19 protein-coding genes and 1 riboswitch are annotated in these 24,127 nt (G+C 71.7%); of the genes, 13 read left to right on the plus strand and 6 right to left on the minus strand.

The genetic code is table 11. The features are described from left to right. Positions 1-116: 116 nt before the first annotated feature. From ACGFU6_RS28915 to ACGFU6_RS28930, 4 genes are all read right to left on the minus strand, one after another. Complete coding sequence (locus ACGFU6_RS28915; protein WP_393615116.1) at positions 117-1,373, minus strand: ABC transporter substrate-binding protein; 1,257 nt, start codon at positions 1,371-1,373, stop codon at positions 117-119. Positions 1,374-1,414: 41 nt separating this feature from the next. After that, positions 1,415-2,671: a Gfo/Idh/MocA family protein gene (locus ACGFU6_RS28920; RefSeq protein ID WP_393615118.1), complete on the minus strand. Its 1,257-nt coding sequence runs from the start codon at positions 2,669-2,671 to the stop codon at positions 1,415-1,417. A 41-nt stretch (positions 2,672-2,712) separates the two neighbouring features. Beyond that, positions 2,713-4,860, minus strand: a complete 2,148-nt coding sequence (locus ACGFU6_RS28925; RefSeq protein ID WP_393615120.1) for a peptidase C14 — start codon at positions 4,858-4,860, stop codon at positions 2,713-2,715. A 208-nt stretch (positions 4,861-5,068) separates the two neighbouring features. After that, positions 5,069-5,926 (minus strand): IclR family transcriptional regulator, encoded by an 858-nt coding sequence (locus tag ACGFU6_RS28930; protein WP_393615122.1) that lies wholly within the window; start codon positions 5,924-5,926, stop codon positions 5,069-5,071. 288 nt (positions 5,927-6,214) lie between these two features. Here ACGFU6_RS28930 and ACGFU6_RS28935 point away from each other — a divergent pair, with 288 nt between their 5' ends. The 8 genes from ACGFU6_RS28935 (at position 6,215) to ACGFU6_RS28970 (ending at position 15,741) form a co-directional block, all read left to right on the plus strand. After that, on the plus strand, positions 6,215-7,585 hold the full coding sequence (locus ACGFU6_RS28935) for an aspartate aminotransferase family protein (protein ID WP_393615124.1): 1,371 nt from the start codon (positions 6,215-6,217) through the stop codon (positions 7,583-7,585). After that, the gene (locus ACGFU6_RS28940; RefSeq protein WP_393615126.1) at positions 7,585-8,772 is read left to right on the plus strand and encodes a mandelate racemase/muconate lactonizing enzyme family protein; all 1,188 of its coding nucleotides are present in this window, start codon (positions 7,585-7,587) and stop codon (positions 8,770-8,772) included. The genes ACGFU6_RS28935 and ACGFU6_RS28940 overlap by 1 nt, the downstream gene beginning before the upstream one ends. After that, positions 8,769-9,614, plus strand: coding sequence for an amidohydrolase family protein (locus ACGFU6_RS28945; RefSeq protein WP_393615128.1), 846 nt, complete (start codon positions 8,769-8,771; stop codon positions 9,612-9,614). Before ACGFU6_RS28940 ends, ACGFU6_RS28945 begins: the two co-directional genes overlap by 4 nt. Positions 9,615-9,795: 181 nt before the next feature. Next, positions 9,796-10,635, plus strand: coding sequence for an SDR family NAD(P)-dependent oxidoreductase (locus tag ACGFU6_RS28950; protein WP_393615130.1), 840 nt, complete (start codon positions 9,796-9,798; stop codon positions 10,633-10,635). Between the two features lie 76 nt (positions 10,636-10,711). Then, complete coding sequence (locus tag ACGFU6_RS28955; protein WP_393615132.1) at positions 10,712-12,847, plus strand: peptidase C14; 2,136 nt, start codon at positions 10,712-10,714, stop codon at positions 12,845-12,847. After that, positions 12,844-13,776, plus strand: coding sequence for a GNAT family N-acetyltransferase (locus ACGFU6_RS28960; RefSeq protein ID WP_393615134.1), 933 nt, complete (start codon positions 12,844-12,846; stop codon positions 13,774-13,776). Before ACGFU6_RS28955 ends, ACGFU6_RS28960 begins: the two co-directional genes overlap by 4 nt. 121 nt (positions 13,777-13,897) lie before the next feature. Beyond that, the gene (locus tag ACGFU6_RS28965) at positions 13,898-15,346 is read left to right on the plus strand and encodes an MFS transporter (RefSeq protein WP_393615136.1); all 1,449 of its coding nucleotides are present in this window, start codon (positions 13,898-13,900) and stop codon (positions 15,344-15,346) included. Then, positions 15,346-15,741, plus strand: coding sequence for a cupin domain-containing protein (locus ACGFU6_RS28970; RefSeq protein ID WP_393615231.1), 396 nt, complete (start codon positions 15,346-15,348; stop codon positions 15,739-15,741). Before ACGFU6_RS28965 ends, ACGFU6_RS28970 begins: the two co-directional genes overlap by 1 nt. 61 nt (positions 15,742-15,802) lie before the next feature. On the opposite strand, the gene ACGFU6_RS28975 is transcribed toward ACGFU6_RS28970, so the two are convergent. Further along, positions 15,803-17,197 carry a uracil-xanthine permease family protein gene (locus ACGFU6_RS28975; protein WP_393615233.1) on the minus strand — a complete coding sequence of 465 codons (1,395 nt, stop codon included), beginning with the start codon at positions 17,195-17,197 and terminating at the stop codon, positions 15,803-15,805. A gap of 266 nt (positions 17,198-17,463) precedes the next feature. Then, a complete protein-coding gene (locus ACGFU6_RS28980; RefSeq protein ID WP_393615138.1) occupies positions 17,464-18,693 on the minus strand; it encodes an MFS transporter in 1,230 nt (409 codons plus the stop codon). Positions 18,694-18,846: 153 nt separating this feature from the next. Here ACGFU6_RS28980 and ACGFU6_RS28985 point away from each other — a divergent pair, with 153 nt between their 5' ends. The 5 genes from ACGFU6_RS28985 (at position 18,847) to ACGFU6_RS29005 (ending at position 24,126) form a co-directional block, all read left to right on the plus strand. Next, entirely contained in the window at positions 18,847-20,043 is a 1,197-nt protein-coding gene (locus ACGFU6_RS28985; protein ID WP_393615139.1) for an ROK family transcriptional regulator, read from the plus strand. A gap of 140 nt (positions 20,044-20,183) precedes the next feature. Next, positions 20,184-20,314, plus strand: a riboswitch (FMN riboswitch). A 157-nt stretch (positions 20,315-20,471) separates the two neighbouring features. Then, on the plus strand, positions 20,472-21,572 hold the full coding sequence (gene ribD / locus ACGFU6_RS28990; RefSeq protein WP_393615141.1) for a bifunctional diaminohydroxyphosphoribosylaminopyrimidine deaminase/5-amino-6-(5-phosphoribosylamino)uracil reductase RibD: 1,101 nt from the start codon (positions 20,472-20,474) through the stop codon (positions 21,570-21,572). After that, the gene (locus ACGFU6_RS28995; RefSeq protein WP_393615143.1) at positions 21,573-22,190 is read left to right on the plus strand and encodes a riboflavin synthase; all 618 of its coding nucleotides are present in this window, start codon (positions 21,573-21,575) and stop codon (positions 22,188-22,190) included. Continuing rightward, the gene (locus ACGFU6_RS29000; protein ID WP_123528367.1) at positions 22,187-22,831 is read left to right on the plus strand and encodes a nicotinamide mononucleotide transporter family protein; all 645 of its coding nucleotides are present in this window, start codon (positions 22,187-22,189) and stop codon (positions 22,829-22,831) included. The genes ACGFU6_RS28995 and ACGFU6_RS29000 overlap by 4 nt, the downstream gene beginning before the upstream one ends. Next, positions 22,828-24,126: a bifunctional 3,4-dihydroxy-2-butanone-4-phosphate synthase/GTP cyclohydrolase II gene (locus ACGFU6_RS29005; protein ID WP_393615145.1), complete on the plus strand. Its 1,299-nt coding sequence runs from the start codon at positions 22,828-22,830 to the stop codon at positions 24,124-24,126. Before ACGFU6_RS29000 ends, ACGFU6_RS29005 begins: the two co-directional genes overlap by 4 nt. Position 24,127: the final 1 nt, after the last annotated feature.

Consider the following 24,127-nt stretch of genomic DNA (forward strand, 5'->3'; position numbering starts at 1 on the left):
GGGGTCCCGCCCCCCCGCCCTGGGGTGCCGGGGGGGGGGGGGGGGGGTGGGGGGGGGGTGGGGGGGCGGCCCCGGGGGGGGGGGGGGGCGGGCGCGCGCCCCCCCCCGACCGTGGATCAGCGGCCGAGCATCGCCTGCGCGGCCTTCTGCGCGGTGTTCAGCGCGTCCTGCGGGCTCTTCTTGCCGAGCAGCGCGGCCTGGATCTCCGGGGCGAGCACGCCCTGGACCTCACGCGCCTTGTCCTGGAGCGGGCCGACGTCCATGCTCGGCAGCGTGGCGCCGACGGCGGTCTGGAGCTTGTCGTCCGGGTACAGGTCACCGCCGGACTTGCGGGCCGGGAAGTAGCCGGCGGCCTTCTGCAGTGCGGCCGAGTTCTTCGACTCGGCGACGAAGTTCAGCCAGTCGCCGGTGTTCTTCTTGCCGGCGCCCTTCAGCATCGCCAGGGCGCCCACGGTGCCGTAGCCGACCGAGGCGGTGTCCTTCAGGGGCGGCTGGACGACGATGTTCTCCTTGCCCCAGAACGGCTCGACGTCCGCCGGGGTGTTCTGCCAGGTGCAGGCGACCTTGCCCTTGGCGGTCGGGGTCTGCTCCAGCTTGGGCGTGGTCGTGACCAGGTCCTTGTCGGTGTAGCCGCCCTCGACCAGCTTCTTCAGGTACGTCAGCGCCTTCACACCCGCCGCGTCGTTGAAGGTGACGTGTCTGCCGTCCTCGGAGAAGACGTCGCCGCCGGCCTGCCAGAGCAGCGGGTAGAAGGTCATGTTCAGGGTCTGCTGGGTGTCGCCGCTGTAGCTGGTGGCGTAGTAGCCCTTCTTCTTCAGCTTCGGGGCGAGCGCCTCCAGGTCCGCCCAGCTCGTCGGGTAGGTCTTCTCACCGATCGCGTCGAACACCCGCTTGTCGCAGATCAGCGGGTTGGCGCTGGTCAGGATCGGGGTGGCGAGCGGCTTGCCGTCCACGGTGACGGACTTCAGCGCGAAGTCCGTGTAGTCCGACTTGGCGGAGGCCGGCATGTAGTCGTCGGCCGGGACGATGTTCTTGGTGTACTTCGGCAGCTGGTCCGGGATCAGGTAGACGGCGTCGGGGCCCTTGCCGGAGGCGATGGCGGTGGCCAGGGCGGTGTCGCGGTTGGCCCAGGGGAAGGTCTCCACCTTCACCGTGACGCCGTCGTGCTTCTTCTCGAACGCCTTGACCAGGCCGTCCCAGTACGCCTTGTTCTTGGCCTCGTCGAAGATGACCGGGTAGGTCCACATGGTCACGGTGTTGTCGTCGCCGCCGCTGCCGGAACAGCCGGCCAGCACACCGGCGGCGAGCGCGGTGGCCAGGACGGGGGCGGCGAGGGCGCGGACTCCGGAACGGCGGGTGAGGAGACGGGACATGAGGTGGTCCTCCGGGAACCTGAGGGCGGGAAGAGGGGAAGTCACTGCGCCGGGACCGTCTGGACGGTGCCGGTGTGCCGGGCGCGTTCGGCGGCGAACGCCGCGAGGTGGCTGCCGAGCGAGGTGGCGGGACCGGAGCGGACGGCCCCCGGGTCGCCGGTGGCGACGGCGGTGACGAACGCCTCGACGAGTGCGGCGTCCCCGCCGCCGTGCCCGTCGGCGGCGTTCGAACCGGACGTGCCGAGTTCGTGGACGGTGGACTCGCCGGTTCGGAAGTCCTGCACCGTGACCCGCTCACCGTCACCGATGAGCCAGCCGTGCGAGCCGAAGATCCGGGTCTGGCGGTGGGTCTGCTCGGTGAACGCGACCATCTGGAAGGTCGCGGTCACCCCGTCCGTCAGCTGCATGGCGAGGACCTGGTGGTCCACCACGTCGTTGTCGCTCCGGTAGGCGCAGACCCCGTACGGGCCCTCGCGCAGCGCCTGTACGAGACCGGCCTCGTCGGTCGCCTCGGTGACATGGGTGACCGGCCAGACCGCGCCCTTCTCGCGCAGCGTCGGCATGTACAGCTTCAGCGCGCTGTACGGGCAGTCCGCCTCGACCGCGCAGTCCAGGCACCGGTCGGCGGACCCGGCCGGGGCGTTCTCGGGCCGGAAGTGCTTCAGCCCGCCGAAGCCGGTGACCTGTTCGATCCGGCCGCCCATGACGTACGTGATCCAGTCCAGGTCGTGGCACGACTTGGCCAGCAGCATCGGGGAGGAGTCCTTCTCGCTGCGCCAGGGACCGCGGACGTAACTGTGCGCGTAGTGCCACCAGCCGACCGGCTCCAGATGGTCGAGGGAGACCAGCTGACCGAGCACCCCGGAGTCCACCACCTCCTTCACCAGGTCGGTGTACGGCGTGTACCGCATGACGTGGCAGACGGCGAACAGCACCCCGGCCCGCTCCACCCCCTCGACGATCCGCCGGGTCTCCTCCTCGGTCGGGGCGAGCGGCTTCTCCGCGAGGATCGCGTAACCGGCCCCGGCCAGGGCCAGCACCGGCTCCACGTGGAAGCGGTCCTGGGTGGCGACGATCACGGCGTCCGCGATGCGGTCCTCCACGAGCGGCCGCCAGTCGTCGAACCCGACGTGCGCGCCGGCCGCCGCCCGCGCCGCGGGGCGTGGATCGGCGACGGCGACGAGTTCGGCGCGCTCGGGGTGCGCCTTGATCCACTCGGCGTACGTCTGACCGCGGTTGCCGGCGCCGACGAGTGCGACGCGTACGGGCCTGCCGGTGATCGGGGTATGCGTGGACACGGGGTATCCCTGGTGCTCGATGGGCGCGGGGGCCCAGGTGGTCAGAAGCGCAGCGTGGCCGCGGTGTGGGCTACGCGGTCGCCCTCGTCCGGGAGCGCGGTGCGCTCGGTGCCGTCCTCGACGCAGCCGGTGTGCAGCAGATGGCTGGAGCCGCCGAACGCCGCCGGCCGCAGTTCGAGCCGGCCCCCGGTGAAGGTGGAGCCGGTGGCCCGGTAGCGGTTGGTGCCCTCGGTGAGCAGCACATGGGCGGTGCCCCCGGGCGCGGCCGAGTCGAGGCCGCTGAGCTGCCAGTCGACGGTCCGGCCGGCTCCGGTACGGGCGAGCAGGGCGCCGTCCTTGTTGGTGCCGGAAAGGCGTGTGCCGTCGATGCGCAGCCGCTGGTCCTTGGCCGAGGTCAGCTTGAGGCCGGTGTCGCGGAGTTCGCCGCCCAGGACGCTGACGTCGGAGTGGGCCAGCGAGACCGGGGCGGTGTCCTTCGAGCCGGTCAGCGTGCACTGGTCGAGGGTGAGCGGCCCGGTGCCGTTGAACACCGCGCCGTCGACGCCCTTCAGCGTGGTGCCCTGGAGGGTGAGCGGGGCGCTGACGCCTGCCTGGGTGATCTCCGCGCCCGCCGCGAAGGCGAAGGAGGAGTCGGCGATCACGTTGGGGCGGGCGGACAGGTCGGAGGCCCGGGAGACGATCAGCGGACCCGTCGCCGTACAGCCCCGCATCTGCACGCCGTCCGCGTTGACCCAGAGCATTCCGGAGCCGTCCAGGGACTTCTTGCCGATGACCAGGACGTCTTCGAGCGTCAGGTCGGTGATCTTGACGCGGGCCACGAACCAGGAGCAGGCGTGCCGGCGCACGGTGATCCGCTTGGCCCGGCCGCCCCAGGGAGTGCCCGAGTTGGCGAAGGTCATCAGGCCGGAGTTTCCGGTGTAGGTGAGGTCGTGCTCGAACTGGCCGTGGGTGACGAACGGGCCCTCGTCGTCACCGTCGCCGTGGCAGTTGGTGACGTAGCAGTAGGCCGAGGCCGTGAAGTCGTTGAGGTGGCGGGCGTTGGAGGTGTGACAGTCCTCCACATGCCCGTAGAGGCAGTAGATCTGCTGGGTGAGGTAGCCCGCGCCGCCGTAGGTGACGGACTTCGGGTTGGTCAGCGAGCACTGTTCGGTGCGGTAGTACGTGCACCAGCGGCGCATCACCACCGGCCAGAAGGTGCCGATGGCCTCGATGCCGGAGACGTCGCAGCGCACCGCGTACTCGTAGGCGACCGGGTGCGAGCCGGTCATCTCGTCCTCGCCCCAGCCCTCGAAGACCATGTTGCGCACGTGGGCGCGGTCGACGGGCTCGATCCGGGTCCAGGTCAGGGTGCGCCCTGCGGCCAGGTCCCAGCCGATCTGGTAGTTGACCCGGATGTGCGTGGCGTCGACGACACCGGTGACCTGGACGAGTCGCTGGATCTCCTTCTCGTACTGCCCCGACAGCGCGTTGATCTCCACCGCCCACCACTGGCCGACCGCGAACTTCGAGGAGTCCCCGACCTCGAAGAGGTCCGAGAGGTCCGGCATCGCCGCGCTCAGTGTGTGTGTGACGGTGGTGTCGGTGATGGTGCCCCGGAAGGAGAGGACGGCGCCGAAGGGGTTGTCGTGGGTGTTCTTCTCGATGCCGGTGGTGGTGATGTGGTGGCCGCCGAAGTCGAGTTCGATGTTGGAGCGGTCGAAGCGGTGGCGTCGGGTGAACAGGAGGTCGGTGTGGGCCTCGATGCGGTGGACGCTTGTGTCGTTGACCATGGTGTCGAGGGCGGTGTCGGCTGGGGTCTTGGCGTCGAGGTGGCCGAAGGTGCGGAAGTCGAGCGTTCCGGTGTGGAGCTGGTGCCAGCGTCCGGTCTTCGCTCCGGTGGGGGCTATGACGGTGCCACCGTTGTGCGCGGCGGTGGACTTCTTGTTCCAGCGCAGGGCCATGGTGCCGCCGTCGCCGGGGGCGTGGTAGCCGGCCAGCAGGATCTGGGTGCCGTCGGTGAGCGGCTTGGTGTTCAGGGCCCGTAGCGCGGCGACCGTGTCCAGGTTCAGGACGTCGCCGGTGTGGGCGGGGACGGCCTGCGCGGACCCGGCGGCCACGGCCGAACCGGCCATGACCAGACCGGCGAGACCCGAAGCCCGCAGCACGTTGCGACGGGACGAGGCAGAGGTGGAGTGGTGCGGAACGCTCATGCGGACTTCGCCTTCCAAGAAGCGCGACAAGTGAGGGAGCGTTCCTGCGGTGGACTGCCATGCGGCGGATGGCTGAAAAGGGTCCGGTCGTCGGATGTTCACGACGCGGTGGGCAGGCGTCGGAATCGGACCGGGAGGGGTAAATCGCCGGTGACGGGTGAGCGTCACCGGGGTTGGCAGGGAACCTACGGCGGGTTGTGCCGATCGGTCAAGACCCGATTTCGTCGGAATGTGAGGTGACGGTGTCCGATGTGTCGTCCTCCGGGTCGTCGACCCAGCCCAGCGAGACGCTGATCCGACGGGCCGAGTCCCGGACCTGGCCGCCCAGTTCCTGGTAGCGCCAGGCCGGCAGGCCGGTCTTGAGGCCGGTGATGGAGACGGCGCCGGCGCACACCGAACGGTCGTCGAAGACCGGTGCGCCGATGCAGATGATGCCCTCGGCGTCCTCCTCGTCGTCCAGGGCGTAGCCGACCCTGGCGATGTCGCGGAGGTGGGACATGAAGGTCGCCGGGTCGGTGATCGTGCGCGACGTGCGCCGGGGCAGCCCGAACCGCTCGACGATCGAGGCGGCCTCGCCCGCCGGCACCGCCGAGAGCAGCGCCTTGCCCAGGCCCGTGCAGTGCGGCAGCTCGCGCTGGCCCATCCGTAGATCGAGCCGGACGCGCTGGTCGAGCTCGACCTGGTCCACCACGACCGCGTGGCCGTCCTCGGGCACGGCGAGCCTGGAGGCCATGCCGGTGGTGCGGGTGAGTTCGCGCAGGACGGGGTGGGCGACCCCGCGCAGCGAGACCTGGGACCTGGCCCGGTCGCCGAGCCTGGCCAGGCTCATGCCGAGCCGGTAGCGCCGGTTCATGCCCTCGCCGTCGTCCGAGACGAGGCCGTAGGCGCGCAGGGTCTGGAGCATGCCGAACGCGGCGCTCTTGGAGATGGAGCAGACCTGGCCGACCTCGGTGACGCTCAGGCCGTTCCCCTGGGAGGGGGCGGCGAGAGCTTCGAGGATGTCGGCTGCCCTGGCCACGCTCTTGACCCAGTATTTCGGTTCCTCAGGAGCAGCGCTGTTCGTCATAGCAGAACAGCGTAGTGCCTATGGGATGCCTGGATGTACGTGAGAGCCAAGAAATCCCGGGAATCGGGGCTCTGTGTGGCTGGAAGGGGGTTGACCGGTTTCAGGGGTGGACGTAATATCCAGGCACTGTTCGGCTCTACAGAACAGTGTTCTGAAAAATCGAAACGCAGTACCGAGCACCACGGATCACCTCTTCCTGCGGCGACTGCCGGGCGGATGGCGCCAGGGACTCACGGGCCGGGCAGGGCCCGCGAAAACCGACGACTCTCGACGCAAGGAGCAAGCACCATGAGTTCAGGCCCGGTAGGCAACCAATCCGGAGCCCGACTCGCCGAACGCGCCCGCCAGGTCGTACCCGGCGGCGTGAACAGCGGTCAGCGCAGCGTTCCCGGACTGACCGACCTGGTCGTCACCGGGACCGACGGCGCACGGTTCCGTACCGCCGACGGACGCGAGTACACCGACTTCCACTCGGCGTTCGGCCCGCCGCTGCTCGGCCACAACGACCCCGACGTGGCCCGCGCGACCGCCCAGGCCGGCGCCACCCTCGGCCACATGGGCGTCGGCGTCACCGAGGGCGAGGTCCTCCTCGCCGAACAACTCACCGAGCTGATCCCCTCCATCGAGAAGGTGCTGCTCACCAGCACCGGCAGCGAGGCCACGTTCCACGCGCTGCGGGTCTCCCGCGCCTCCACCGGCCGCCGCCTCGTCGTCAAGTTCCAGGGCTGCTACCACGGCTGGCACGACTCGGTCAGCCTCAACGTCATCTCCGCGCCCGAGAAGGTCGGCGGCCACGACCCGATCTCCACCGGCATCCTGCCCGAGGTCCTCGACGCCACCCTCGTCCTGCCGTTCAACGACAGCGAGGCCGTCCGGACCGCCTTCGCCGACCACGGCTCCGACATCGCCGCCGTCATCGTCGAGCCCGTCCCGCACAACGTCGGCGCGCTCCTGCCGTACCAGGAGTTCCTGACCACCCTGCGCGAGGAGACCACGAGGGCCGGCAGCGTCCTGATCTTCGACGAGGTCATCACCGGCTTCCGCCACAGCCTCGGCGGCTGGCAGCAGATCTCCGGAGTCACCCCCGACCTCACCACCCTCGGCAAGGCCATCGCCAACGGCGCCCCCGTCGGCGCGATCGGCGGCCGCGCCGACCTGATGGACCTCTTCTCCACCCGCCCCGGCGCCCCGGCCTTCTTCGCCGGCACGTACAACGGCCACCCGTCCGTCGTCGCCGCCGCCCTCGCCACCCTGCGCAAACTCCGCGAGGAACCGGTCCACGACCACGTCTTCCGGCTCGGCGGCCGCGTCCGCACCGAACTGGCCGCACTGTACGAGCGCCTCGGCGTCCCCGCCGTCGTCACCGGCTACGGCTCCGTCTTCGTCAGCTACTTCATGCCGGGCGAGGCCCCCCGCACCTACGCGGACCTGCTGGCCAACGACGCCTCGCTGTTCGTCGGCTACCGCCGCAAGCTGCTGGAGCACGGCCTGTTCGAGCTGCCGCTCAACCTCAAGCGCAGCCACATCAGCTACGCGCACAGCGACGCCGACGTGGACCGTCTCATCGAGGGCACCGAGGCCGCGGTCAAGGCCGTCCTGGCCGACGGCGGCGCCCGCGACCTGGAGAACACCTCGACCATGGGCGGAGCGACCCGCTGATGCTGACCGTCAACCGCACCCGTCCCGCCGGCCCCGCCGGACGGATCACCCGCGTCGAGACGCTGATGCTCGGCACCTCCTGGCGCGACTTCGGCTACGTCCGGGTCCACACCGACGAGGGCCTGAGCGGCATCGGGGAGATCACCCACCCCTACCGCGTCGCCGAGGTCTGCGCGCTCACCGAGGCCATCGCCGGCCGGCACCTGATCGGCGCCGACCCCTTCGACGTCGAGGAGCTCTGGCTCCGCGTCTACCAGGGCGACTTCCTGCGCGGCGGCGACATGGGCGGCGTCGCCCTGTCCGGCCTGGACCAGGCGATGTACGACCTGATGGGCAAGGCGCTCGGCGTCCCCGCCTACCGGCTGACCGGCGGCGCCTGCCGTGACGACGTACGCGTCTACGCCAACGGCTGGTACACCGGCGAACGCGAGCCCGAGACCTTCGCGGCCAAGGCGAAGGAGACCGTGGCGAAGGGCTTCACCGCCCTCAAGTTCGACCCCTTCGGCCCCGGCCTGCACGAGCTGGAGCGTGCCGAACTGCGCCGCTCCATCGACCTCGTGGCCGCCGTCCGCGAGGCGATCGGACCGGACATCGACCTCTTCATCGAGGGCCACGCCCGGTTCGCCATGCCGACCGCCGCCCGTCTCGTGCGGGAGCTGGAGCCCTTCGACATCGGCTGGTTCGAGGAGCCGATGCCCTGGACCCACATCGAGCGGTACGCGGAACTGCGGCAGCGCGCCACGTTCCCGATCTCCGGCGGTGAGCACTTCCACAACCGCTACGAGTACAAGCAGCTGTTCGCGACCAACGCCGTCGACATCATCCAGCCCGACCTGTCCATGGCCGGCGGCTTCACCGAGGTCAGGAAGCTCGCCGCGATCGCCGACACGCACGGCATGCTGGTGGCCCCGCACAACTCCAACTCCCCGCTCTGCACCACCGTCTCGGTGCACGCGGCGCTCGGAATCCCCAACTTCAAGATCCTCGAAACCTTCGACGGGCTCCTGGAGCCGTTCGTCTTCGACGCGCTCAAGGGCACCCTCCCGATGGAGGACGGCCGCATCGGGCTGCCCACCGCCCCCGGGCTCGGCGTCGAACTCGTCGACGAGGTCTTCGAGGAACACCCGCCCAGCCACCGCTTCTGGAACATGTTCGCGGACGGCTGGGAGAAGCGGAACCGCACATGATCACCGACGTCCACTCCCACCTCTTCCGGCACAGCCACGACTTCACCGACCCCTTCAGCTCCGACTCCGCCCGCGCCCACGCGGGCGAAGTCGACCTCACGGTGAAGTGGGAGGAGTACGCCGCCACCGCGCCCGACTCCACCCGCACGATCGTCGTCGGCGGCAAGGCCAGGCGCAGCGGCCTCTGGGTCGACGACGCCGCCGTGGCCGCGTATGTCGGCAAGCAGCCCGACCGGCTGATCGGCTACCTGGCGCTCGACCCCACCCAGCCCGGCTGGCAGGAGGAACTGCGCCACGGCCACCAGGAGCTCGGCCTGCGCGGCATCAAACTGATGCCGATGTACGCGGGCTTCGACCCGGCCGCCGAGGAGTACGACGAGCTGTACACCTACGCCGAACGGCACGGGCTGCCGCTCCTGGTGCACACCGGCACGACCTTCGTCTCCAGCGCACCGCTGGAGTGGGCGATGCCCCGCCACCTGGACGCGGTCGCCATCCGCCACCCGGAACTGCGGATGGTCCTGGCCCACCTCGGCCACCCCTTCGAGGGCGAGTGCATCGCGGTCATCCGCAAGCACCCGCATGTGTACGCCGACCTCAGCGCCCTGCACTACCGGCCCTTCCAGCTCTGGCACAGCCTCCGGCTGGTCCAGGACTACGGGGTCTTCCACAAGGTGCTGTTCGGCAGCGACTACCCGTTCACGACGGTCGACGACTCGGTGAAGGGGCTCCGGGAGATCGCCCGCATCCCCGGCATCCCCGGGCTGCCGCCGCTGGACGCGGACGCGATCGAGGAGATCATCCACCGGCCCTCCCTCGATCTGCTGGGCCTGAACGGCTGACCCGCCGTTCCCCCGAACTGCCGGCACGGCGCCCCGGTTCATCCCCCTGTCCGGGGGCGCCGGCCGGCAGCAGGGCCGCCGCGCACCACCCATGTGTCCCCTCGCGCGGCGGCCCGACCCCGACCGGAACAGGGCCGGGCAGGCCCTGTTCCGCATCTCTCCGCCTGGAGGAGTTCCCGCCATGACCGCAGCCGTCCCGCCCCGGGGCACCGACCGCTTCGACCTGACCGGCCGCACCGCGGTGGTGACCGGGGCCGCCCGGGGCCTCGGCCGGTCCTTCGCCGTGGGGCTGGCCGAGGCGGGCGCCGACCTGGTGCTCGTGGACCTGCCGGGCGCCGAGGGCGTCGAGCGGACGGCGGCGGAGGTGGAGGCGCTCGGGCGGCGCTGCCGCGTGTACGGCCAGGACCTCGCGGACATCGACGCGCTGGGCGGCTTCGCCGACGCGGTGCGCGCCGAGAACGGGCCGCTGCACATCCTGGTCAACAACGCGGGCACGGCCGCGCTGGAACGCTTCAACGAGATCACGCCGGCCAGCTGGTCGCACATCATGCGGGTCAACGTGGACGCGGTGTTCTTCCTCAGCCAGCGCATCGCCGAACACATGACGGCGGACTCCGTGCCCGGCCGCATCATCACCATCACCTCGAAGAACGCCCTGGTGGCCGAGGCCGGCCTCACGCACTACAACGCCTCCAAGGCCGCCGCCCAGCTGCTCACCGAGACCCTGGCGATCGAGCTCGCCCCGCACGGCATCACCGCCAACACCCTGGCCCCCGGCATGGTCGAGACCCCCATCGACGGCGAGTTCCCCTTCGACCGGGAGGCCTTCGAGGCCGCGTACCGCGAGCGCATCCCGCTCGGCCGGTACGCGCGGCCCGACGAATGTGTGGGCGCGCTGCTGCTGCTCGCCTCGGACGCGGGTGCCTATCTGACCGGGGCGCGGATCGTCGTGGACGGCGGGGTGCTGGCGGACCAGATGCCCCGGATGCGCTTCATGCCGCCGTACCGCAACACGATCTGACCGCTCCTTCCGACCGCGCCCGACCGGTGGGCGGTTCCCCCGAGCACGCATCGACAACGCGAGGAGCACCTCCGTCATGTCCGCAAACGCCTCGTCCCGCCGGAATCTGCTGCGGGCTTCGGGTCTCGCCGGTCTGGTCATGGCCGGTTCGGCCGTGGCCGCCGGGTCCGCGCAGGCCGTCCCCGCCCACACCGGCGACGTCCTGAACCTGGACACGGTCGCCGCGCTACGGGCCCTGAACACCAAGCCGCTCACCGACGGCACCCAGATCCTGCTGGCCGGCTACCACGCCCCCGGCGACGGCGGCACCATGGCCCTGCGCTGGAACAAGAAGTCCACCGCCGCACACAACGGCGGCACCGTCATAGCCCCCACCGGAGCGAAGACCGGACGCTGGCACCAGCTCCACACCGGAACGCTCGACTTCCGCACCTTCGGCCACCTCGACGCCAAGACCCCAGCCGACACCGCCCTCGACACCATGGTCAACGACACAAGCGTCCACCGCATCGAGGCCCACACCGACCTCCTGTTCACCAAACGCCACCGCTTCGACCGCTCCAACATCGAACTCGACTTCGGCGGCCACCACATCACCACCACCGGCATCGAGAAGAACACCCACGACAACCCCTTCGGCGCCGTCCTCTCCTTCCGGGGCACCATCACCGACACCACCGTCACACACACACTCTCCGGCAAGGTCATCGAGCTCACCGACACCTTCCCGGTCCCCGACGCGAAGGTGTTCGCGGTCGGCCAGTGGTGGAAGGTGCAGGTCGACCCTGTCGCGGGAGGCGGCGGGGACGAGCGCGAACTGCAGAAGCTCGTCGAGATCACCGAGATCATCGACGCGGGCCACATCCGGATCGGCTACCTCAACGGCTGGGAGCTCGCCGAGGGCCGGACCCTCACCTGGACCCGGACCGAGCCGGTGCGCAACACCCACATCCGCAACATGCTCTTCGAGGGCGCGGGACCCGACGAGTACACCGGCTCCCACCCCGTCAGCTTCGAGTACGCCGTCGGCTGCGACGTCTCCGGCATCCACGCCACCGGGACCTTCTGGCCGGTCGTCATGCGCCGCTGGTGCACCCGCTTCCGCACCGAGGAGTGCTCGCTGAAGAACCCGCCCACCGTCGAGTACGGCGGCGCGGGCTACCTCACCCAGCAGATCTACTGCCTGTACGGACGGGTGGCCGACTGCACGACCAGCAACGTGCGCCACCTCAACGACCTCACGGCCTCCGCCTACTGCACCGTCGTCAACTGCCACGGCGACGGCGACGACGCCGGCGGCAACCCCTTCACCACCCACGGCCAGTACGAGCACGACCTGCTCTTCGACGGCAACTCCGGGCTCATGGACATCGCCAACTCGGGTGCCCAGTGGGGGATCTCCGCCAAGCGGATCACCGTGCGCAGACATGTCTGCTCCTGGTTCACCGCCAACACCAAGATCACCGACCTGACCCTGGAGGACATCACGGTGATCGCCCGCCCGACCTTCGACCAGGCCGGCACCCTCACCGTGAACGCCGACGGGGCCCAGGTGCGCGGCTGCACCGCGAAGACCTTCGCCGTCGCCCAGCGCTCGGACCGCTCCACCCGGCCGACCACCATCAGCGACTGCTCCTTCGAACCGCCCGCCGGCGCCGTACTCGTGCAGACCCCCGTCACCGCGCCCGTCCACTTCGTGCGCTGCACGTTCAAGGGCGCCGACGGCCTCGTCCTGCGGGGGGCGGGCCCCGTCCACCTCACCGACTGCACCGTCACCGGCTCCGACGACGCGGCTCCTCTCTCGGTGGGCTCGGCCGATCTGCGCCTGGACGGCGGTACGTTCCGCAACACCGGCATCGAACTGAGCGGCGTGCGCGACCAGCGGATCACCGTCACCGGCGGCGCCAGGATCACCGGCGGCAACAAGGCCGGGACGCTGCTCGGCCGGGCGCCCGGCCCCGGCAGCACGACCTGGGACCTCACCGGTCTCAGCAGCACCGCCGCCTCGGCGGACACCGCGCACGTGCGGATCGCCGACGGCGTGAACCACTACGCGGCGACCGGCAGCCGCTTCACCGGCGGCTTCCTCCACCTCGCCCCCGACGCAATGGACTCGGTCCTGCACACCGGGTGCGTGGAGGACGGCACCCGGCGCAGCGCGATGCCCGGGGACGGCGAGCGGGTGCGCACGGACGGGAACCTGATCCTGTGAGCGCCACCGTCCGCACCGCCACCCAGGGCGACGACCCGGCGCTGGCCGCCCTGTGGAAGCGGTGCTTCGACTCCCCGCACCTCGCCGCGCTGCACGCGCTCGACCCGGACCGCCACCGGCACACCTTCGTCGCGCAGAACGACGCGGGGGAGGGGATCGACGCGGTCGTCGTCTACGTGCCGAGGCTGATCCGCGACGCGGAAGGCACCCCGCGCCGCGTCGGCGGCATCGGCAGTGTCGCGACCCGCCCCGAAGCCAGGGGGCAGGGGCTGGTGCGACGGCTGCTGGCGGCGGCGGAACGCACCATGACGGCCGAACAGTGCGCCTGGTCCCTGCTGTTCACCGGGACGCCCGGCGTCTACCGGGGCTCGGGATGGCAGGAGTTCGCGAGCACGTACACCGAGGGGACACTCGCCGCGCCCTCCGCCGCCGGAGCCTTCCGGGTCCGCGCCGCCACCGCGCGGGACGCGGTCCAGGTGGCCGCGCTGCACCACGCGTACAACGCGAAGCGGCCGCTCAGCTCGCTGCGGGCGCCCGAGGACTGGGCGGTACGTGTGCCCGCCTGGTACGGCGCGATCGACCGGTCGCTCGTGGCCCAGGACCCGGTCTCCGGCGCGCTCGCCGGCTGGCTGGTGGCCGGGCACGAGGAAGACCGCGTGGAGGTGCGCGAGTTCGCGGGTACGGACGCGTGCCTGGGGCCGCTGTTCGCGGCGGCCGCCGCCGGGGGCCGGGCGGCGGGGCTGACCCGGGCCCGGGTCCGGATTCCCGTCACCCCCGGCGTGCGGGCCGCGCTGCCGGTCCTGCTGACGGAGGCCGGTCAGGTCACGGAGCACGTGGGGATGGCGCGGCCGCTGCGCGCCCCGGCCGGGTCGGTACGCGCAACTGTCTCGGCGCCCGGCGCGGTGCACTGGTACGGGGACTGCTTCTGACCGAACCCGTCGCGGCTCGCCCGGTCGGGTGCGCCGGCTCTCGCGCAGCACCGAGGGTGCTGCGCGACCTCGTCATGCCCCGGTGTCGACAAGGGCCGTCCTCCGACGCTAGTTTTCTTACATGTATAAAAACTCCCGCGAGAAGCCGGGCGTGGTGCTGGCGGCAGCCGCCGTCGCCCAGTTCGTCTTCGCCCTGGATATGTCCGTGGTCAACGTCGCGCTGCCGGCGATCCACACCGCCCTGGGATTCGCGCCGCTCGACCTGTCGTGGGTCGTACACGTGTACGCGCTCGCCTTCGGCGGCTTCCTGCTGCTGGGGGGACGCGCCTGTGACCTGTACGGCCGGCGCCGGATGTTCGCGCTGGGGCTGACCGTGTTCGGCCTGTGCTCGCTGGCCGGCGGACTGGCCCAGGCGCCCTGGCAGCTGATCGCCGCCCGCGCCGGGCAGGGCCTGGGCGCCGCCGCTGCCGCGCCGGCCGCGCTGGCGATGCTCACCACCACGTTCACCGAAGGCCCCAGGCGCGTGCGCGCGCTCGGGGTGTGGAGCGGGGTGAACGCGGCGGGCGGCGCGCTGGGCGTGCTGGCGGGCGGACTGCTCACCGAGTACGCGGGCTGGCGCTGGGTCATGCTGATCAACCTGCCCGTCGTCGCGGCGGCCCTCGCGCTCATCCCCGCAGGGGTGCCCGCCGGAACCTCGCCCGCCCGGCGCGAGAGGCTGGACGCGCTGGGCGCCGTCCTGGCGACGGGCGGCGTCGGGCTGCTGGTGCTCGGTGTCGTGCGCACCGACACCCTCGGCTGGGGCTCCCCGGTCACCTGGGCGTCCCTCGCCGCCGCGGCCGTGCTGCTGGCCGCCTTCGTCGTCGTCGAGTCACGGGTCAAGGCGCCGCTGCTGCGCCTCGGCCTGCTGCGCAGCCGTTGGGTCGCCGGTGCGAACGTACTGGTGTTCCTGGCAGCGGCCGGGCAGTTCACGGCCTTCTACTTCGTGTCCCTTTACATGCAGCAGGTCCTGGGGATGGGTGCCGCGGCGACCGGCATGGCGTTCTTGCCCTTCTCCCTGGGCCTGGTCGCGGGAACCGTCGTCGCGACCCGCGTCACCGCGACACGCACCCCCCGGGTGTCCCTGGTGCCCGGCGCACTGCTGGCGGCCGCGGGGCTGGCCTGGTTCGCCCTCATCGGCCCCGACGGCAGCTTCCTCACCGATGTGCTCGGCCCGTCCCTGGTCACCAGCGTCGGCGCCGGACTCGTCCTGGCCCCGGTCGCGGCGGCCGCGACCACCGGTGTCGCTCCGCGCGAGGCGGGCATGGCCTCCGGCCTGATGAACAGCTCACGCCAGCTCGGCGGCTCCGTGGGGCTGGCAGCCCTGGCCACCGTCGCCGCGCACCGCACCGGCACTGGCACCGGCGCCGCCGCGCTCACCGACGGCTACGCCCTGGGTCTGGCCCTCGCAGCGGCCGTCTTCGTGCTCGCGGCGGTCGTGGCCGTCTGTGTGCTGCCGCGCCGCCGGACCGTCACACCCCTCCGACAGCCCACCGGCTCCACAGAGAACCAGTTGGAAGGAACACACTCATGATGACGACCCCCGTCGTCGACCTGTTCGCCTCGGCGCTGTGTTTCCACCCCGAAGGTGAAGTCCGCGCCGCCGAACGGCAGATGACGAACGACGGCTCGGGCGCCTGGCAGATCGCCACGTTCCACGTCGAGACCGACGCCGACGTGCACGCCGACTACTGGGAGATGCACCCGGCGGCCGAGGAAGCGGTGTGCTGCCTGGCCGGCGGCATCCGCGTCCACTTCCGTCCGGACGAGCCCGGCGGGGCCGAGGACATGGTGCGGCTGCGGGCAGGCAACGCCGTGATCGTTCCCCGCGGCCGCTGGCACCGCCTGGAGCTGGAGGCTCCCAGCGACCTCATGTCGATCACCCTTCGCAACGGCACCCGTCTCGAAAAGCGCACCGGTACCCCCTGATCCGGAGCCGGCCCGACACCGCCTGAGCCTGAGCCTGAGCCGGCCCGGCACCGGCTCAGGCTCAGGCGGTGTCGGCCGGCGGCTTCCCGTCGTAGCCGGACGTCCCCGAGTCGAGCAGCGGCTCCTGCGTCTTGAGGTGGGCCGGGGCGAAGGCCCGCAGCACGTGGTAGCCGGTGATCACGACGATGGTGCCGAGCGCGATCCCGCTCAGCTCGAAGTTGTCGGACACCTTCAGGCTGACGCCGCCGACCCCGATGATGATGCCCGCGGCGGCCGGCACCAGGTTCAGCGGATTGCGCAGATCCACCTTGGCGTTCAACCAGATCTGGGCACCGAGGAGACCGATCATGCCGTAGAGGATCACCGTGATCCCGCCGAGGACACCGCCGGGAATGGCCGCCACGACCGCGCCGAACTTGGGGCACAGGCCGAACAGCAGGGCGAAGCAGGCGGCCGCCCAGTAGGCCGCGGTGGAGTACACCCGGGTCGCGGCCATCACGCCGATGTTCTCGGAGTACGTGGTGTTCGGCGGACCGCCCACCGCGGTCGACAGCATCGAGGCGGCGCCGTCCGCGGCGATCGCGGTGCCGAGCTTGCCGTCGAGCGAGCGGCCCGTCATCTCGCCGACCGCCTTCACATGGCCGGCGTTCTCCGCGATCAGCGCGATGACGACGGGCAGCGCGACCAGGATCGCGGACCACTCGAAGATCGGCGCGTGGAAGGTCGGCAGCCCGATCCAGTCGGCCTTCGAGACCCCGCCCAGGTCCAGCCGCCAGTGGTCCACGGCCTCGGCGCCGCCCGAGGGGGAGTGGATCTTCCCGAACACCCGGTCCAGGACCCAGGACAGGACGTAGCCGAAGACCAGGCCGAGGAAGATAGCGATCCGGGAGAGGAACCCGCGCAGGCAGACCACGGCCAGTCCGGTGAACAGCATCACCAGCAGCGCCGTCCACTGGTCCTGCGGCCAGTACGTGGACGCGGTGACCGGCGCCAGGTTGAAGCCGATCAGCATCACGACCGCGCCCGTCACCACCGGCGGCATCGCGGCGTGGATGATCCGCGCGCCGAACCGCTGCACCGCCAGACCGGCCAGGAAGAGCACCGCACCCACCACGAAGACCGCGCCGGTGACCACGGCGCTGCTGCCGCCGCCGGCCCGGATGGTCGCGGCCACCCCGACGAACGAGAGCGAACAGCCGAGGTAGCTGGGCACCTGCCCGCGCGTGGCCAGCAGGAAGATGGCCGTCGCGACACCCGACATCATGATCGCCAGGTTCGGGTCGAGACCCATCAGTACCGGTGCCACGAACGAAGCCCCGAACATCGCGACCACGTGCTGGGCGCCGAGCCCGAAGGTCCGGGGCCAGGAGAGCCGCTCGTCGGGGCGGACCACCGCTCCCGGTGCGGGCGTCTTCCCGTCGCCGTGCAAGGTCCAGCGCACGCCGAGGCCGCCCATGGTTGCTCCCTGTGTGTAGGTGCGGCAGGCCGGTGCCTCACGGGGCACGGCGCGGACCGCGGAAATGATCAGCGCCATGTTAATCCCGGTCCGTCACCCGCCTCCGGCCGGGAGCCGGGCACGGAGGCGCGGGGCCACCGCCCGCCGCACCCGGTGACCCGGATGGCTCAGGGCGCGGGCGGCCCGGTGATCCGTACGGCGCAACGGCCCGGCCCGTCAGGGGGCCGGGCCGTGCGGGGGCCGGTCCGTGCGGAGCCCGTGTCGGCTCAGAGACGCGGCTCGGCCGGCGCCGGGCCCGGCACACCGGCGGCCGGTGAGGACACCTTGCGGTCGCCCGCCCGCAGCACACCGGCCCCGAGCACCAGCCCGAAGGCCAGCACCGAGACCAGCCCGAAGGAGACGACCAGCGAGGTCGCCTCGGCCAGTGAGCCGATGGCCGACGGAGCGATCAGCCCCGAGGTGTACGTGATCGTCGCGACACCCGCGATCGCCCGGCTCGGGTTCGACCCGCTGCGCCCGGCCGCCGCGAAGGCGAGCGGCACGACCACGGCGATGCCGAGGCCCATCAGCCCGAACCCGCACATCGCCAGGAGCGCGTTGGGCGCGGCGACCACCAGGACGCCGCCGACGGTGGCGAGAACGCCGCCGGTCCGCACCGTCCGTACCGCGCCGAAGCGGTCGACGACCCGGTCACCGGCGATCCGGGCCACCGCCATGGTCAGCGCGAACGCGGTCGTCGACGCGGCCGCCAGACCTGCGGAACTGTCCAGGACGTCCCGGAGGTAGACCGCCGACCAGTCCAGGCTGGCGCCCTCGGCGAACACCGCGCAGAAGCCCACCGCGCCGATGATCAGGGCCGACCTGGGCGGCAGCGTGAACCGGGGCGGAGCCTCCGCGTCCGGCTCGCTGCGCAGGTCCAGCACCCGCCGGCAGGCGATCAGGCCGAGCGCGGTGAGGACGAGGGCGGCGATGACGTGGTGCAGCCGCGCGTCGGCGCCCACATGGGCGGCCACCGTGCCCGCCGCCGAACCGATCAGCGCCCCCATGCTCCACATCCCGTGCAGCCCGGACATGATCGACTTGTTGAGCCGGTTCTCCACCTCGACGCCGAGCGCGTTCATCGCCACGTCCGACATGCCCGCCGACGCCCCGTACACCAGGAGCGCCGCGCACAGTGTCAGCAGGTTGGGGGCCAGGGCGGGCAGGACCAGCGCCAGGGTCCACAGCATCAGCAGCCCGCGCAACGCGGTCCGGGAGCCGAACCGGTGGCTGATCGCGCCGGCCAGCGGCATCGCGAGCGAGGCGCCGATCGCCGGGAAGGCCAGGGCTATGCCGAGCTGTCCGGCGCTGAGCCCGGCGTGGTCCTGGATCCACGGCACCCGGGTGGCGAAACTGCCGGTCACCGCTCCGTGTACCGCGAAGACGGTGGCGATGGCATACCTCGCGCGCCTCACCTGCTCCGTGCTGAAGACCGTTGCCGTGGAATCCGTCGTCATACCGCCGTGCCCCCCTGGGAATTCTCCGATGCCGCGGCTGTGACGCTCCCCGGCGCCCTTCTCCACGATGCGGGCAGTAAACTATCAGGAACCCTGCCTGATAAATAGACCGTGCCGGCGTCGTTCGCGGCCGCAGTCTGGAAGGATCCCGGCATGCCCGCATCACCGAGCACCGCCAGGGCCATCAACGACCGGCTCGCCCTGCGGCTCCTCCAGCAGGACGGCCCGCTGACGGCCACGCAGCTGAAGACCCTGACGGGACTCTCCCGGCCCACCGTCGCCGACCTGGTCGAACGGCTTCAGGGCGCGGGCCTGGTCCGGGTGGTCGGAGAGGCCGGCGCCGAGCGCCGCGGGCCCAACGCCCGGCTCTACGGGATCGTCTCGGACCGCGCCCACCTGGCCGCCCTCGACGTACGCACCGACAGCCTCGCCCTGGTCGTCGCCGACCTCCTGGGCGAGACGCTGGCCGAGGCCACCCTGCCGATCGGCGGCGAGACCGCCACCGACGACGCCGTCGAACAGGCGGTGGCCCTCCTGGAACGCACCGCGCGACGAGCCGGCACCGCGCCCCTGCACAGCGTCGGCGTCGGCGCCCCCGGCCTGATCGACCCGGTCACCGGGGAACTCCGCGACACCACGGGACTGCCCGCCTGGCACCGCACCCTGGTGCGCGCGCTCCAGCAGCGGCTGCCCGCGACCGTGCTCGTCGAGAACGAGACCAATCTCGCCGCCGTCGCCGAACACCGTGCCGGCGCGGCCCGCGACCACGACACCTTCGTCCTGATGTGGCTCGGACACGGCGTCGGGGCGGCCGTCATGCTGGACGGGAAGCTGCGCCGAGGAGCTTCGGGCGGGGCGGGCGAGATCGGCTTCATGCCGGTCCCCGGCACCGTCGGCATCCCCTCGGCCGTCAACTGTGACGGCGGCTTCCACTCCCTGGTGGGCTCGGCGGCGCTCTGTGAACTGGCGGCCGCCCACGGCATCGCCGCCCCGGCCGGCGGCCGGGAGCCGGGCTCGGCGGCCGCCGTCCGCTCGGCCCTCGCGGGGGAGGGCGACAGTGAGGCGTTCCTCGACGCGCTCGCTGACCGGCTGGCCCTGGGCGCGTCCGCGGTCATCTCGGTCCTGGACCCGGGGTGCCTGCTGCTCTCGGGCGAGGTCGGCCTCGCGGGCGGCGACGCGCTGGCCGCCCGGGTCGAGGAGCGGCTGGCCATGATGTCCCCGCTGCGCACCGAGGTCAGGGCCGGTCTGCTCGGCGGCACCGCGGTCCTGCGCGGCGCGCTGCTCGCGGCGCGGGAGGCGGCGCAGGACGCGCTGTTCATGCCGGACAGATCCAGCCCGTCCGGCGTTTGAGGACGGAACCCCGCACCCCGCGAGGGGCCAAGGGAAAAGTGGCGGAAACAGCCCTTGTCACAGGCTGTCTGTGAGCCACTCCACAGCGTTCACCCGTATGGGTCACGCCCACTCGTGGCACACTGTTCGGGTACCAGTAGCAGCGCACTCCGGGGTCGGTGCAATTCCGAACCGGCGGTTATAGTCCGCGACCCGTCCGCAGCCAGCGGCCGGTTGACCAGGTGGGATTCCTGGACCGACGGTTAAAGTCCGGATGGGAGGCAGTGCGCGGCGGGCCGTTTCACGGGTACGCCGCCGTCGGCGATGGTTTTCGGGCGACCGATCCATCCGTTTTTCCGGCATCCGGCGTCCTCCCCGTGTTGCGTACCGCTTCATCTGTCGTCATCGACAGGCCCCGGAGTCCGTGCCCGAAGAGGCAGGAGGACCCGGTGGACACCGCAGCCGACACCACCGCAATGCGCCGAGCCATCGCGCTCGCAGCCCGCGGTCTCGGCTCCACCAGCCCCAATCCGGTGGTCGGATGTGTCGTTCTCGACGCCTCGGGCCGGCCGGTCGGTGAGGGCTTCCACCAGCGCGCCGGAGGGCCCCACGCCGAGGTCCACGCCCTGCGCGCGGCCGGCGAGAAGGCGCGCGGCGGCACCGCCTACGTCACCCTCGAACCCTGTAACCACACCGGACGCACCGGCCCCTGCGCGCAGGCGCTGATCGAGGCCGGGATCGCCCGCGTCGTGTACGCGGTCGGTGACCCGGACCCGCAGGCCACCGGTGGCGGGGACACCCTGCGCGCCGCCGGCGTCAAGGCCGAGCAGGGGCTGCTCGCCGAGGAGGCCGAGCAGGGCAACACCGCCTGGCTGACCTCCGTGCGGCTGGGGCGCCCCCATGTCACCTGGAAGTACGCGGCCACCCTGGACGGCCGGATCGCGGCCGCCGACGCCACCAGCCGCTGGATCACCTCCGCCGAGTCCCGCGCCGACGTCCACCGGCTGCGCGCCGAGGCGGACGCCGTCCTGGTCGGTTCCGGCACCGCCCGCACCGACGACCCCCAGCTCGGGGTCAGGGGCATCGATGGCGCGGTCCAGCCGCTGCGGGTCGTCGTCGACACCGCCGCCACCGCCGTACGCCCCGGAGCCCGGGTCCTCGACACCGTCGCGCGCACCCTGATCGCGGTCGCCGAGGACGCCGACGCCCGCCACCTCCCCGACGAGGCCGTCCTGCGGCTGCCGCGGGCCGAGGCCGGCCCCGGCCTCGACATCCACGCGCTGCTCGCCGCCCTCCACGGGCGCGGCATCCGCTCCGTGCTCCTCGAGGGCGGACCGACCCTGGCCGGGGCCTTCGTCGCGGCGGGAGCGGTCGACCGGATCGTCGGCTATCTCGCCCCCGTGCTCCTCGGCGCGGGCCCCGCGGCCCTCGCCGACGCCGGAATCCCCACCATCTCCAAGGCGTTGCGCCTCCAGGTGACCGAGACCGTGCGAATCGGGCCCGATCTGCGCATCACCGCCGTCCCCGGCCCTGCTCCGAAGGGAAACTGAGTGTTCACCGGAATTGTCGAAGAACTGGGTGAGGTCACCGCCGTCGAGAACCTCGGCGACTCCTCCCGATTCCGCCTGCGCGGGCCCGTGGTCACCGAGGGCGCCAAGCACGGCGACTCGATCGCCGTCAACGGCGTCTGCCTGACCGTCGTCGACCACGGCGAGCAGGAGTTCACCGCCGATGTGATGGCCGAGACGCTGAACCGGTCCAGCCTGGGCGCACTGCGGGCGGGCTCCCGGGTCAACCTGGAGCGGCCCATGGCGGTCGGCGGCCGGCTCGGCGGGCACATCGTGCAGGGCCACGTGGACGGCACGGGCCGCATCGTCGAGCGCAAGCCCTCCGAGAACTGGGAGATCGTGAAGGTCTCCCTGCCCGCCGGGCTCACCAGGTACGTGGTGGAGAAGGGCTCGATCACCGTCGACGGCGTGAGCCTGACCGTGGTGGACGCCGGGCCCGACTACTTCACCATCAGCCTCATCCCCACCACCCTCGCCCTGACCACGCTCGGCCACAAGCAGCCCGGCGACCCGGTCAACCTGGAGGTGGACGTCATCGCGAAGTACGTCGAGCGGCTGCTCGGCCACCGCGCGCAGGAGCCCGAGGAGCCGGCGAAGTGAGCGCCCTGCACTGGCTGAACTCGGAGGCGTTCACCGTCTTCGACCAGCACATCATCTGGTCCGACATGATCGGCAACACGATCGGTCTGATCGCCCTCACCCTGGGCTGGCTCCGCTCGATCTGGACCTGGCCCGCCCAGCTGCTGTCCGGCGTCGTCCTGGTCGCCGCCAACGTCTCCGTGCACCAGGCGGGCAGCGTCGGCAAGCAGGTCATCGTCATCGCCGTGGCCGTCTGGGGCTGGCAGCAGTGGACCCGGGGCAGGCAGCAGGCCCAGGACGGCACCATCGCCGTACGGTTCGCCACCTGGCGCGAGCGCGGCTACCTGCTCGGCGGGGCCGCGGTCGGCACGCTCGCGGTCGGCGGCCTGTTCACCGCCTTCCCCTCGCTCTCCTGGAGCCCGTGGGCGGACGCGTACATATTCGCCGGCACCCTCGTGGCGATGCTCGCCCAGGCCCGGGGCATGGTCGAGTTCTGGTTCGCCTGGCTCCTCGTCGACCTGGTCGGCGTACCGCTCAACTTCCACAGCGGTCTCGCCTTCTCCGGTCTCATCTACGTCGTCTACGGGGCCCTCGTCCTGTGGGGCATGCGCGACTGGTGGCTGCGTACGCGGACACCCGCTCTGGAAGGAGCCACGGCATGACTGCCCAGCCCACCTGGTTGCACCGGGAACAGCACGCGCCCGCCGACGACCTCGCCCTCGACCCCGTCGAGCAGGCCATCCGCGACATCGCGGCCGGCCGGCCCGTCGTGGTCGTCGACGACGAGGACCGGGAGAACGAGGGCGACCTCGTCATCGCGGCCGAGAAGGCCACCCCCGAGATCGTCGCCTTCATGATGAGCGAGTGCCGGGGACTCATCTGCGCGCCCATGGAGAACGACGAGCTGGAACGGCTCGAACTCCCGCAGATGGTCGGCCACAACACCGAGTCGATGAAGACGGCCTTCACCGTCTCCGTCGACGCCTCGGCCGCGCACGGCGTGACCACCGGCATCTCCGCCGCCGACCGGGCCGCCACACTCCGGCTGCTCGCCGGCGGCGTCGCGGGCCCCGGTGACTTCGTACGCCCCGGCCACGTCTTCCCGCTCCGCGCCCGCACCGGCGGCGTGCTCGTGCGCAACGGGCACACCGAGGCGGCCGTCGACCTCGCCCGGCTCGCCGGACTGCGGCCCGCCGGGGCGATCGTCGAGATCGCGGGCGAGGACGGCGTCATGCTGCGCCTTCCCCAGCTCGTCCCGTTCGCCCGCAAGCACGGCCTCACGATCATCTCCATCGAGGACCTGATCGCCTACCGCCGTACTTCCGAGCCGACCGTCCGCCGCGAGGCCGAGGTCCGGCTGCCGACGGACTTCGGCGCGTTCACCGCGTACGGCTACCGCTCCACCGTGGACGGCGTCGAGCACGTCGCCCTGGTCCACGGCGACATCGCCGGCGGCGACGACGTCCTGGTCCGGGTCCACTCCGAGTGCCTGACCGGCGACATCTTCCAGTCCGAGCGCTGCGACTGCGGCCCCCAGCTGCACGCCTCCATGCGGCGCATCACGGACGAGGGACGCGGTGTCGTCGTCTACCTGCGCGGCCACGAGGGACGCGGCATCGGGCTGGTCTCCAAGCTGCGCGCGTACGAGCTCCAGGAGCGCGGCGTCGACACCCTCGACGCCAACCTGGAGCTCGGGCTGCCCGCCGATGCCCGCGACTACGCGGCCGGCGCCCAGATCCTCAAGGACCTCGGCGTCCGCAGCCTGCGCCTGATGACCAACAACCCCGACAAGACCGCCGCGATCCTGCGGCACGGCCTGGCCGTCACCGGCCGGGAACCGATGCCCGTCCAGGCCGGCGAGCACAATCTGCGCTACCTGCGCACCAAGCGGGACCGCATGGGCCACGACCTGCCCTGGCTCGACGCCGCCAAGGTGTCGACCTGCGGCAACCAGTAGA

Source organism: Streptomyces sp. NPDC048462 (assembly GCF_043200175.1).
Taxonomy (GTDB): domain Bacteria; phylum Actinomycetota; class Actinomycetes; order Streptomycetales; family Streptomycetaceae; genus Streptomyces.